Raw genomic sequence first — 12,542 nt, forward strand, 5'->3', positions numbered from 1 at the left:
TGGGACCTACGGAACGCAAGAGTTTGTTGACAACTACAAAAGTGCACTTGCCGAATTACAAGGGCTTATACTCCCTAAATCCAAAACAGGAAAACTTGTTGAGGGTTCATTTGCATGGCTGGTTAAACAGTATTTTAACAGCTCCAATTGGCATAACCTTGCTAAAGCTACGAAAAAACAAAAAGAATTCATCCTTATGAAGGTATGCGATTCAATAGGAAATATTCCATATCAAGCAATCGAAAAAAAACATATCATAGCCGGTGTTGAACGGCGTAAAGAAACACCAGCTATGGCTAGAGACTTTATTAAAACACTTAATGGACTTTTTAAATGGGCGATTGAACAAGGTCTTTTAGAAGATAATCCGGCTTTAGGAGTCAAAAAACCTTCTCTTAAAAACAAAGAGGGCTTTCCTGTTTGGACAGAAGAAGATGTTGAGAAATATTATCAAAAATGGGCTCTAGGTACGCATGAACGCGTCTGGATTGATGTCCTTCTTTACACAGGTTTGCGTCGTGGTGATGCGGTTCGCATTGGTTGGAAAGACGTCAAAGATAATATCATTCACTTAAAAACCGAAAAAAGCCAATTTAAAACAGATGTTTTTCTACCCATTTTGCCTGAATTAGCAGAAACTCTGAAAATTGGTCCTATTGGAAATGAAACATTCATTTGTAATAAACGTGGAAACAAAATACCCAAAGAAAGTTTTGGGGTTTTATTTCATAATGCCTGTATCAAAGCAGGAATTAAAAAATCAGCACACGGTTTGAGAAAATTAGCAGCAACGCGTGCCGCTAATTCCGGTGCAACAGTTGCACAATTGAAAGCACTGTTTGGCTGGACAGAAGATCAGATGGCATCTCTTTATACAAAGAGCGCAGACCGCAAAAGACTAGCTATAGAAGCGATAAAAAAGCTCCAAAAAAATGAGGGATAGGCGCAAAAAAACGTAATAGAATCAATAACCACCCAATCCCTTATATTAGGCATAATTATTTGATTTTGTTATTAAAACTTTCCCCACAGTTAAAAACAAATATAGCCCCCGCTCTCACAACATAAAGCAAACATTAACCATTAAAATGAGGCATTTTTAAAGCCATATATTGTTAAAATTGTTTTGCTTACTACGTGTACTCATTGAGTAAAATTTCACGTTTCCCTACATGATTAGCAGCTCCAACAACGCCTCTTGCTTCCATAAGCTCAACGAGAGAAGCTGCCTTATTATAACCGATTGCAAGCCTGCGTTGAATATAGGATGTTGAACATTTTTTATCACGCATAACAATCTTTACAGCTTGCATATAAAGTTCTTCACCATCTTCATTAAATTTTTCCTCCTTTGAAACTTCAGAAACTGAAGCGGCCAACTCATCTTCTTTGTTATCGTCTTCACTATCTGTTACTGTTGCTAAATAATCAGGCTTTCCTTGCATTTTAAGATGTGCAACCACAGCTTCAACTTCTTCGTCAGAAACAAAAGGTCCATGAACCCTTACAATACGCCCACCGCCTGCCATATGAAGCATATCTCCTTGCCCCAAAAGTGTTTCAGCACCTTGTTCCCCCAAAATTGTACGACTATCTATTTTTGATGTAACCTGAAAAGAAATACGGGTTGGGAAATTTGCTTTAATCGTACCAGTGATGACATCAACAGAAGGACGCTGTGTAGCCATAATAAGATGAATACCCGCCGCACGCGCCATTTGCGCTAAACGTTGAATGGCATTTTCAATTTCTTTGCCTGCCACCATCATGAGATCAGCCATCTCATCAACAATCACAACAATATAAGGAAGCTGCGTTAAATCCATTGCTTCTTCATGATAAAGCATTTCCCCACTTTCCTTATCAAAACCCGATTGTACAGTACACATAATCGTTTCGCCTTTTTGTGCTGCAAGAGCAACACGAGCATTAAAACCATCAATATTACGCACACCTAGCTTAGCCATTTTTCGGTAACGCTCTTCCATTTCACGAACCGCCCATTTTAAAGCTGTTACAGCTTTTTGCGGATCCGTCACAACAGGCGTTAAAAGATGAGGAATACCATCATAAACAGAAAGTTCTAACATTTTAGGGTCAACCATGATCAAACGACACTGCTTTGGTGTCATGCGATAAAGAATCGACAAAATCATTGTATTAATTGCAACGGATTTGCCCGATCCTGTTGTTCCTGCAACCAATAAGTGAGGCATTTTTGCCAATTCTGCAATAACCGGTTCACCATTAATCCCCTTCCCCAAAGCAAGAGCGAGTTTAAATTGGCTTTCACAAAAAGAACTTGTTTGGATTAATTCCCGTAAATAAACGGTTTCACGAACCGCATTTGGCAACTCAATCCCAATAACATTGCGTCCAGGAATGACAGCTACGCGTGTAGAAATAGCAGACATAGAACGCGCAATATCATCAGCAAGATTAATAACCCTCGATGATTTTACTCCAGCGGCAGGCTCAAACTCGTACATTGTCACCACTGGCCCTGGATGAACATGGATAATTTCACCCTTAATGCCAAAATCTTCCAAAACACTTTCCAAAAGTCCAGCACCGCGTTCTAATGTTTCCTGCGGAATCACCGTGCCTTCATGAAAAACAGGTTCCTGCAATAAATTGATTGGAGGATATTCATAAGTAGCATCATCAAAAGATTGAACATTTGACGTAAAAGCGGAATTATAATTGCTGAACGACGTGCTAGCAGATCGTAATGATTTGCCTTTTGGTTTCATTACAGAAAAATCTTTCGAGTTCTTTATGATATTTTTTGATGCAGAGCAAGCAATATTGCTCGTATTTTTGGTTTCTATAGGAATCTCTCCATCGCTTAACGACTCAACAGAATCTCCAACAACAAGCTTAGAATGACACTCTTGATTTTCTTTAACAGGGTGTTTTTTTGTATGCATTAAATCAGAAATTTGCTTTCCTTCTCGATTCTCTCCTGCTGGAGTTTCTGCCGTAATTGAATCGTAAAATTGCGGAAAGCGGTATTCAAGGACACGGTAAAGAGCAGTAATTGATTCATCAAAGGTAGAAGACGTATCGGATGTACTCTCATTATTTGTGCAATCAATTGGCAAATCCTTTCCTGAAATTTGAGCATCAACCTGTTCTAGCATAAAGGATTCACACTCAAAAAATGCATCATCAGAAAGATGAAAAACAGGCTTTATTTTTTTCTCCACGTTTTCTACTTGTAATTTATTCTCCTTTGTATCCTTCTCAAGTGGCGTACTAACAGCTTGCCGTGACAACTGCTTCAAAACAGCTGAATGACAAATTGACGCTTTATTCTCTATCGATTGAGAATTAATAACTCTTTTTGTTGATGAGAGATTTTTTGTTTTTTTGTGTGTACGTGTAATGTTGGTCAGATTTTTTTGCTCTTGCTTTGTAAAAATTTTAAACTGTTTTGCAAAAATTGGATCTTCTTCTATCCGACGACGTAAAATTTCAACTTCTGGTGTTCGCGTAAAACGCACATTCTGTCCCAAAGCAAACGCCTTCTTCCATACTTCCGGATAAGGAAATATCTCAACAATCTTAGTAGATGCATTTCCTTCTGATGCACTTTGTGAATTCTCATCAGAAAAAGAAGACGTAGAAACAGATTTTTTTTTCGAATTATGCATGATACCCAACAAACTTATAATAATGAGAACAATTGCTTCAAAAAGAATACATAGAGACTATAGCATGAAGGTTAATAACCTTTTGCTGGCTGTCACTTTTTAACAAAAAATAATGCCATAATTTCTTTTCATGAGATTGTCTCCGTAAACACTGTATGAATTACAAAATTCATGATGTCATGAAGCTGTATTCTCTTTATTTTGAAGAAAACTCTCTGATAAAAAATGTTAATTATTCTCTTCCCTGCTTCTTTCATAAAAATGATGAGCACAATAATATAAACAACTTGTATCATAAGTGCTCTTTCAATTCTCCGTGCTTTGTTGTCATAAAAATAAATCAATTTCTTGCTTTGATAAAATTATCCTTGTTATTCTTGTTTAAAAAGGATCAAATAGGATAAAATTTAACAATATAAAAAGAGAAAAATGAGGGAATGTTCATGTTTAATAAGCGGAAATTTTATATCAACGGTCTATGGGATGATCCAAGCACTCCCCACGATCTACATGTCATTGATCCATCGACAGAAGAAGCTTGTGCTGTTATTAGCCTTGGTAGCGTAAAAGACGCAGACAAAGCAATTAACGCTGCTAAAAGAGCTTTTCAAACTTGGAAAACAACCCAGCCTAGTGAACGTCTTGGTTTCGTTGAAAAAATTTTAGAAATCTACGAAAGACGCTCGCAAGATATGGCAAAAACCATTTCAATGGAAATGGGGGCACCGATTGATATGGCACTCAATGCGCAAACAGCAACCGGCAGTTCTCATATTCGCAACTTTATCAAAGCTTATAAAGAATTTTCATTCCAAGAGGCTTTAATAGAAGGAAATGAACAAGCAATTCTTCATTATGATCCCATCGGCGTTGTAGGACTCATTACTCCGTGGAATTGGCCTATGAACCAAGTAACACTTAAAGTCATCCCTGCTCTCTTAGCTGGCTGCACAATGGTGTTAAAACCTTCTGAAATTGCTCCTCTTTCTGCTATGCTCTTTGCTGAAATTTTAGATGAAGCCGCTTTGCCTGCCGGTGTTTTTAACTTAATCAACGGTGATGGTGCTAACGTTGGCTCTTACCTCTCTGCTCATCCAGATCTCGAAATGATTAGTTTTACCGGATCAACCAGAGCTGGAAAAGATATTTCTAAAAATGCCAGCAATACTTTAAAACGAGTCTGTCTGGAACTTGGAGGTAAAGGCGCTAATATCATCTTTGCTGATGCCGATACAGACGCTATTCAACGTGGAGTACGACACTGCTTTTATAACAGTGGACAAAGCTGTAATGCACCAACCCGTATGCTTGTGGAACAAGCCCTCTATGACAAAGCTATCCAAACAGCTAAAGAGATTGCCGAACAAACAAAAGTGGGACCAAGCCATCAAGCAGGAAATCATATTGGTCCCGTAGTTTCAAAACAACAATACGATAAAATTCAAAATCTTATCCAATCCGGAATTGATGAAGGCGCAACTCTTGTTGCAGGTGGAACTGGTTTACCAATGGGAATGGAGCACGGCTATTATGTACGCCCCACAGTTTTTGCTGATGTAAAACCTCATATGCGTATTTTTCGAGAAGAAATCTTTGGTCCAGTTCTCTCAATTCTTTCTTTTAATACAGAAGATGAAGCAGTAGCACTCGCCAATGACACTGAATATGGTCTTACAAACTATATACAATCACAAGATCGCAGCAAATGTCGTCGTATCGCTGCGCAAGTACGGTCTGGTATGGTAGAAATTAACGGACATGGGTTGCCTAGTGGGAGTTATTTCGGAGGCGTAAAATTTTCTGGACGTGCGCGTGAAGGCGGTCATTGGGGAATTAAAGAATTTCTCGATACCAAAGCAATTTCATGTTGGTAAAAAGATCTTATTAAAAGCTTAATAGGAATTGTATGATCACACAGCGAATAACGGATGAAGATGCTCTTGGGCAACGACTCGATCAGTGGCTTGCTAAACAATACCATAATGCGCTGTCACGTTCACGCCTACAAACCCTCATCCGTGAAGGCTGTCTTAAAGTTGATGGTCAACGCGTAAAGGAACCAAAAACAAAATTAAGGCCCAACCAAATCATTGAATTGACAATGCCTGTCCTTCGTGATGCAGAACCTCGTGGTGAAGCCATCACTTTGGATATTCTTTTTGAAGATGATCATGTTATTGTCATCAATAAGCCAGCTGGTCTTGTTGTTCATCCCGGCAATGGGAATTGGACTGGAACATTGGTTAATGCCCTTATTTATCACTGTGGGAATAGTTTATCTGGTATTGGCGGAGTTAAGCGCCCTGGTATTGTTCATCGTCTCGACAAAAACACAAGTGGGGTTATGGTTGTTGCAAAAAATGATCTCGCTCATAAAAGTCTCAGTGCCCAATTTTCTGATCATGGACGTACTTGTGCATTAGAGCGGCGTTATCACGCTTTGATTTGGGGAATACCTCACCGCAATGTTTGGACAATTGATGCATCCCTTGGTCGTTCTCCCCATAACCGAACAAAGCAAGCTGTCGTCCATAACCAAAATACTCATGCGCGCCATGCTGTTACACATTTTTCTCTCCTTGAAAAATATAAAACCTGTGCAAATACCCCCCCTTTTGCCAGTCTTGTGGAATGTCGTTTGGAAACAGGACGCACACATCAAATTCGTGTTCATATGGCTCATATTGGACACCCGCTCATAGGGGATACTGTTTATGGAAATGCTTTTAGAACAAAATCAAATATGCTTAATCCCACCCTTAAAAATGCAATCGATCAATTCAAACGTCAAGCACTCCATGCTGCTAGCCTTACTTTTGAACACCCTGCGACAAGCCAAATTGTGTCTTTTTTTTCACCACTCCCTCAAGATATGGCTGAACTTATCAAGCATTTTAAAAAATAAATTGAAACTTTTTTCCTTATCAGGATTTCACAATAGATATCTCTTTTTGAACAAATTTGAAAATTATGCTAGGATCGAGTTGAAAAGATGTTTATAATATCTGGAAAAAGAATTTGCCTTATGAGGGAATTCATACAAAAGGAGGGTGCTTTATGGCCCATATGAATCTGCTATCAGTTACAACAGGTGACGGAGGATTGAATCGTTACTTAGAAGAAGTGCGTCGTTTTCCAATGCTTGAGCCAAAGGAAGAATACATGCTGGCTCAGCGTTATCGTAAACATAATGATTTAAAAGCTGCGCATAAACTGGTAACCAGTCACTTGCGCCTTGTCGCCAAAATCGCCATGGGATATCGAGGCTATGGGCTGCCTATTGGGGAAGTTATTTCAGAAGGTAATGTTGGGCTTATGCAGGCTGTTAAGCGTTTCGAGCCAGAACGGGGTTTTCGTCTTGCAACCTATGCGATATGGTGGATTAAAGCATCCATTCAAGAATATGTATTGCGGTCTTGGAGTTTGGTAAAAATGGGGACAACCGCTAATCAAAAGCGTTTGTTTTTTAATCTTCGTAAATTAAAAAGTAGGCTTCAAGCCCTTGACAGCGGCGATCTTAACGCAGAACAAGTAAAAGAGATTGCAACCCAATTGAATGTTACAGAAGATGAAGTTGTTTCTATGAACCGCCGACTTGGTGGTGACACTTCGCTCAATGCACCTCTTCGCACAAAAGAAGGGGAAAACGGCGAATGGCAAGATTGGCTGGTGGATGACTCCGACAATCAGGAACAAGCTTTGATTGAACAAAGTGAATTAGAAAATCGTCGTTCCATGCTTATAAATGCTATAGACAATCTGAATGAACGTGAAAAGCGTATATTCAAAGCTCGTCGTTTGAGCGATAAGCCATTAACGCTGGAAGAGCTCTCAAGTGAATTTAATATCAGTCGTGAACGCGTCAGACAAATTGAAATGCGTGCATTTGAAAAAGTACAAAATTCTATCAAAGCTTTCGCTTTATCCCAAAGTTAAATGTAGAGCTTACGAAATGAGATATAAATTCAATTTGTTTGCATGTTCTTGATAAGGAGAAAGCTATATTAGCTTTATGCTCTTGGGTCAGTCAACAGAATCCTTTTGAGAGAAAGGATTCTTTATAGAGTTTTTTGCATTACTCACATTGGTGTTTTATTTTTTCTGACCAAGAACTGTGAGCTTATCTGGTTGCGCAAGCCATTGTCCAATAACTTCATTAAAAATAGACTCACCTGTTGGCCCTTTTGCAAAGGTTAATTCATTGATACGTCCATTTTTATCAGTTAACACCAAACGCACCCAATCTAATTCCCGCATCAATTGTAAATTTCGATCAAGGAATGGATGATTATCACTCAAAGCAACAAGAAAAAAATCATCACCAATCTTCGCTGCAACTGCTCTTGTTAAAGCCTGTCCAATGGATTGTTCACTTGCTTTAAAAGTTAATGCTTGAACATTACTTATAGCTTGACCTGAAAATTTATCAGAAAGAATAAAAATAAGATCCATCATATAGGCAGCAGGAAAAGATATATCGGTGTTACGACGTAAAATTAACCGCAATGATAACCCTTCATCTGGAATTGTTATATCACCTTGTATAGCTGACTCTTCCGGAGCCCCCTTTACACGGGACTCCTTTATAAGCGTCCAACGAGCACTCCCTGTCGCCACTTTTTCTGTATCAGAATTTGTACGCGCTTGATAAAAAACAGCTTCACCTAGTTGCTCAGATAATTGCATATTATTCGCAACAACTGTTGAGGTTCCTTCTTCATTCGAAGAATCCGCTGTTTTATCTAAACCGACGTCAACTTCGCTTCCATCCTCTAGTAAGCGTTTCGTTAACTTTTGATTAGCCGACATTGCCTTTGGTAATGTATGAGAAACTTGAAGGTTTTGCCCCGTCAACTCGTAATCATCTGATACAAACACACGCCCCCCAACGAAACAAATACTAGCAGTTAAAACAACAAGACTAGCAAAAACAGCAGTACTTATCACAATACGCTTTTGCATCGACGACCGATGAGCACGACGCAAAGCCTGAGAAAAAATATGCGACACAATGTGCGAATTATCTCCTTGCGAAGAAGAAGTTAAAGGGGAAATTTTTAACATATTGTCATCAATATGTTGAGAAGGAAAAACAGCTTTCATATTGACAGGCTCTGCATCTGGCATGACTGGTACATAAGGCTTATTAAGCGCCTTTTTGTCCTTTGAACCTGTAAAAGACTTCTGTCTTTCTTTTGTTTCTACCTCTAAAAACGCATTATTCTTTGACAATAGAGAACTTTGTATGTGCTTGTCATCTTCAGCTCTGTGTGCAGGATTCCATCCAATTACTGAAGAAAGCAACTTTTTTTCAACGGCTAAATACTCTTCTTCAACAGTTGCAATGGCACTTTGTAAAATCTTTCTCTGCTCATCTACTATTGCGTGTGGTACTTTTGCTGCGGAAAACTGATGTTCTAATGTTTCGATAGCCCGTTTATAAATCTGCTTACGTACTTGTGGTGTACCATGACTCTGCGCATTAATTGCCTTTTTTAAGATTCCAACGAAATCCACCATATCTTCTATGTCTTTCTCAGACTGAAAAAAGAAATCGCAACCATAAAGCTAAAAACGCCCTCATTTTAGCCTTCTAAATTGATTGCCATTTATATCGATACAACTATCGTAATAATTTAAAATGAATGTGAAAAATAAACAATGCTATTTTATACTTTTCTCTCCTTTGCTCTTAAAACTCTCTTGGTAGAAAAACACAGAAAAAATTGTAGAGAAATCATAAATAATGATTAATTTGCAAAAGGGTCCGTAATAAGGATAGTATCTTCACGCTCAGGGCTCGTGGATAATAAAGCTACCTTTGTGTTAATCTGTTCTTCAATATACCGTATATATTTGATAGCCTGCACCGGTAAATCCTTCCATCTCAACGCATGTGCCGTTGCTTCCTTCCAACCTTCTAATGTCTCATAAATAGGTTTTACACAGGCTTGGGCTCCCATGGAAGAGGGTAAATAATCAATCCTTTTACCATTAAGCTCATAACCAATACAAACTTTAATTTCATCTAAACCATCCAAAACATCAAGCTTCGTCAGCGCTATCCCCTGAACACCACAAACCGTTACCATCTGTCGTACTAAAACTGCATCAAACCAACCACATCGGCGTTTTCGACCCGTTACAACACCAAATTCACACCCACGCATCCCAAGAAATTCGCCAATATCATTTATCTGCTCTGTTGGAAATGGTCCTTCTCCAACACGTGTTGTATAAGCTTTTGCAATCCCCAAAACATAATGAATTGCGCTAGGTCCCGTACCTGAACCAGTACATGCTTGTCCAGCAACTGTGTTAGATGACGTCACATAAGGATAAGTTCCAAAATCATTATCGAGTAAAGCACCTTGTGCACCCTCAAAAAGAACGTGCTTTCCCATTCGATAACTTTCATCTAAAAGACGCCACGTACAGTCCATAAAGGGTAGAATTTCATCCGCCACTTGCATCAACTCATCATAAAGCGTTTGAGAATCAATCTCTGCAACACCCATCCCACGCCGCAAAGCATTATGATGTCCTAAAAGCCGTTCGATCTTAGCCATAAGCGTTTCAGATTCTGCCAAATCCATCACGCGGATAGCACGACGCCCCACTTTATCTTCATAAGCTGGTCCAATACCACGCTTTGTCGTACCAATTTTTAAACCAGATAAACTGCCTTCACGCGTTGCATCAAGATCACGATGCAAAGAAAGAATCAACGGAGCATTTTCAGCAATACGTAAAATTTCTGGAGTAATTTTTACACCCTGATCACGTAGTTTTTTTAATTCTGCTACAAAATGGTGGGGATCAATAACAACACCATTACCGATAATCGATAACTTCCCACGAACTAAACCAGACGGTAAAAGCGATAATTTATAACTAACCCCATCAACAACCAACGTATGACCTGCATTATGCCCTCCTTGATATCTCACTACAATATCTGCCCGTTCAGACAGCCAATCTACAATTTTACCTTTGCCTTCATCACCCCATTGTGTACCGACAACTACTACATTGGCCATAACTTTCTCCGTCGCGTCTTGTCACATAAAACCAGCATTCAAAAACAAATGTCTCTTTATAACGAAACCTTAAAGCAAGTGCGACTCTTCATTTCAGCTTTTTCCCAATCTTTAAGTTATTAAATTTTCAGATTCATGATAATAAAAGGCAAAAAAATACTAGGTATAAAATATATCTTTATTTCAAATCAGTCATTTTTTCACAACAAGTAAAAAGATTGGGCGCTTTTGGTAGTTTTTTCGTCAACACTTGACAAAGCATCTATCCTCCCTTGTAATCTTTTACAATCTATGCAGCATTTGCAAATTGTTTGTACGATATAAGAAAGGATACGAAAGATCATGATAATCTGCCGTATTCTTTTTTCTGGGAAAATGCATTATAAAAATCACTAAGAGTGACTTAAAGCCGCGCTTTTTCAACTTGAAATGCCCATTCAAGCCATCGCGTTAAAATTTCAAGATCAGAAGCCTCAATCGTTATACCCGTCCAAATCCGCAGTCCTGGAGGAGCGTCTCGATACGAACCAATATCATAAGCAGCTCCCTCCTCATCAAGACGCTTCACCACCGCTTTTATAAAAGATACCCGCTTTTCAGTCTCTAAAGCAGTAACAACTGGATCCACAATATCCAAACAAACAGATGTGTTAGAACGTATTTGAGGATCTTTTGCCAAATAATCTAACCACGGTGTTTTGCGAACAAAAGCATCAAGTACAGCAAAATTTTTCTCAACGCGTGCCATTAATGCCCGCAAACCACCCTGCGCCTTTGCCCACTTCAAGCCATCAAGAAAATCCTCAACACAAAGCAAAGAAGGCGTATTGATGGTTACCCCTCTAAAAATATTTTCAATTAACTTTCCATCTTTTGTCATACAAAAAATTTGCGGCATAGGCCAAGCTGGAACATAATTCTCAAGTCTTTCAACAGCACGAGGACTTAAAATTAACATACCATGTGCTGCTTCCCCTCCTAAAACTTTTTGCCATGAAAAGGTAACAACATCTAATTTTGAAAAATCAAGATTTTGTGCAAAAGCTGCTGATGTTGCATCACAAATTGTTAACCCTGTTCGCTTATCTGGAATGAAATCTGCATTAGGTACACACACACCAGAAGTTGTTCCATTCCATGTAAAAACAACATCACGATCAAAGTCAATTTGTGTCAAATCTGGTAATTCACCATAAGGGGCTTCAAAAAGACGCACATCAGAAAGCTTTAATTGCTCAACAACATCTGCAATCCATCCCGATCCAAAACTTTCCCACGCAGCCATATCAACGCCACGTTCACCTAATAGAGACCATAGAGACATCTCAACAGCACCGGTATCTGAAGCAGGCACAATTCCTATGCGATAATCAGAAGGGACTTCAAGAATCTCACGCGTTAAATCAACAACTTCAGCAAGTCTTAATGCTGCTTCTCTCGATCGATGTGAACGTCCAACTAATGCATTTTTAAGAACTTCAAGAGTCCAGCCAGGACGTTTACTACAAGGACCTGAAGAAAAATTAGGATTATTTGGACGACAACTTGGTTTTTGTAACATTATCATTATTTCTCCCCTTTAGACGATTTACCTTTCTTTAAAGAAAGGCGTCTTACTACAAAGACTGCACCAATAATCTTTGTAGACAAAAATCAAAAATGTTTTCTATTTATTTCGTAGGCTCAAAATACGCGGAAACCTTTTAAAAACATCTCTCTTAAACCATGCTTCGAGATTGATTCTCTAAAATAATTCCCTCGCGTCATCACCTCGATAAAGACAGCATCCTGATAACGGTACACTAACGTGTCATAATATAGCTATCAAGTTTATTTTATTAGAAAG

8 protein-coding genes are annotated in these 12,542 nt (G+C 38.8%); 4 read left to right on the forward strand and 4 right to left on the reverse strand.

Annotated elements, in window-relative coordinates; all coding sequences use genetic code 11:
* Window positions 1-943, forward strand: a 943-nt coding sequence (locus NPX99_RS05995) for a tyrosine-type recombinase/integrase (RefSeq protein ID WP_269030981.1), incomplete at its 5' end; no start/stop codon positions are given.
* Between the two features lie 190 nt (window positions 944-1,133).
* Here NPX99_RS05995 and NPX99_RS06000 read toward each other — a convergent pair.
* The gene (locus NPX99_RS06000; protein ID WP_269030982.1) at window positions 1,134-3,656 is read right to left on the reverse strand and encodes a DNA translocase FtsK; all 2,523 of its coding nucleotides are present in this window, start codon (window positions 3,654-3,656) and stop codon (window positions 1,134-1,136) included.
* 443 nt (window positions 3,657-4,099) lie between these two features.
* Between NPX99_RS06000 and NPX99_RS06005 the strand changes: the two genes are divergently transcribed.
* From NPX99_RS06005 to rpoH, 3 genes are all read left to right on the forward strand, one after another.
* Entirely contained in the window at window positions 4,100-5,530 is a 1,431-nt protein-coding gene (locus NPX99_RS06005) for an aldehyde dehydrogenase family protein (protein ID WP_269030983.1), read from the forward strand.
* A gap of 32 nt (window positions 5,531-5,562) precedes the next feature.
* Complete coding sequence (locus NPX99_RS06010; RefSeq protein WP_269030984.1) at window positions 5,563-6,561, forward strand: RluA family pseudouridine synthase; 999 nt, start codon at window positions 5,563-5,565, stop codon at window positions 6,559-6,561.
* A 152-nt stretch (window positions 6,562-6,713) separates the two neighbouring features.
* Window positions 6,714-7,592, forward strand: coding sequence for an RNA polymerase sigma factor RpoH (gene rpoH / locus NPX99_RS06015; RefSeq protein ID WP_269030985.1), 879 nt, complete (start codon window positions 6,714-6,716; stop codon window positions 7,590-7,592).
* A 156-nt stretch (window positions 7,593-7,748) separates the two neighbouring features.
* Here rpoH and NPX99_RS06020 read toward each other — a convergent pair whose 3' ends face one another.
* The 3 genes from NPX99_RS06020 to NPX99_RS06030 all read right to left on the reverse strand — a co-directional run bounded on the left by NPX99_RS06020 (window position 7,749) and on the right by NPX99_RS06030 (window position 12,263).
* Window positions 7,749-9,176 carry a hypothetical protein gene (locus tag NPX99_RS06020; protein WP_269030986.1) on the reverse strand — a complete coding sequence of 476 codons (1,428 nt, stop codon included), beginning with the start codon at window positions 9,174-9,176 and terminating at the stop codon, window positions 7,749-7,751.
* 230 nt (window positions 9,177-9,406) lie between these two features.
* A complete protein-coding gene (locus NPX99_RS06025) occupies window positions 9,407-10,696 on the reverse strand; it encodes an adenylosuccinate synthase (protein ID WP_269030987.1) in 1,290 nt (429 codons plus the stop codon).
* 403 nt (window positions 10,697-11,099) lie between these two features.
* A complete protein-coding gene (locus NPX99_RS06030; RefSeq protein ID WP_269030988.1) occupies window positions 11,100-12,263 on the reverse strand; it encodes a phosphoserine transaminase in 1,164 nt (387 codons plus the stop codon).
* Window positions 12,264-12,542: the final 279 nt, after the last annotated feature.

This window comes from Bartonella sp. 220B (assembly GCF_026930205.1).
In the GTDB taxonomy this organism is placed as follows: domain Bacteria; phylum Pseudomonadota; class Alphaproteobacteria; order Rhizobiales; family Rhizobiaceae; genus Bartonella.

What these genes read in the sequence shown, in the direction of transcription:
- NPX99_RS06000 (WP_269030982.1), bottom strand. Translation starts at nt 3,656, where the DNA reads ATGCATAATTCGAAAAAAAAATCTGTTTCTACGTCTTCTTTTTCTGAT.
- NPX99_RS06005 (WP_269030983.1), top strand. Translation starts at nt 4,100, where the DNA reads ATGTTTAATAAGCGGAAATTTTATATCAACGGTCTATGGGATGATCCA.
- NPX99_RS06010 (WP_269030984.1), top strand. Translation starts at nt 5,563, where the DNA reads ATGATCACACAGCGAATAACGGATGAAGATGCTCTTGGGCAACGACTC.
- rpoH (WP_269030985.1), top strand. Translation starts at nt 6,714, where the DNA reads ATGGCCCATATGAATCTGCTATCAGTTACAACAGGTGACGGAGGATTG.
- NPX99_RS06020 (WP_269030986.1), bottom strand. Translation starts at nt 9,176, where the DNA reads ATGGTGGATTTCGTTGGAATCTTAAAAAAGGCAATTAATGCGCAGAGT.
- NPX99_RS06025 (WP_269030987.1), bottom strand. Translation starts at nt 10,696, where the DNA reads ATGGCCAATGTAGTAGTTGTCGGTACACAATGGGGTGATGAAGGCAAA.
- NPX99_RS06030 (WP_269030988.1), bottom strand. Translation starts at nt 12,263, where the DNA reads ATGATAATGTTACAAAAACCAAGTTGTCGTCCAAATAATCCTAATTTT.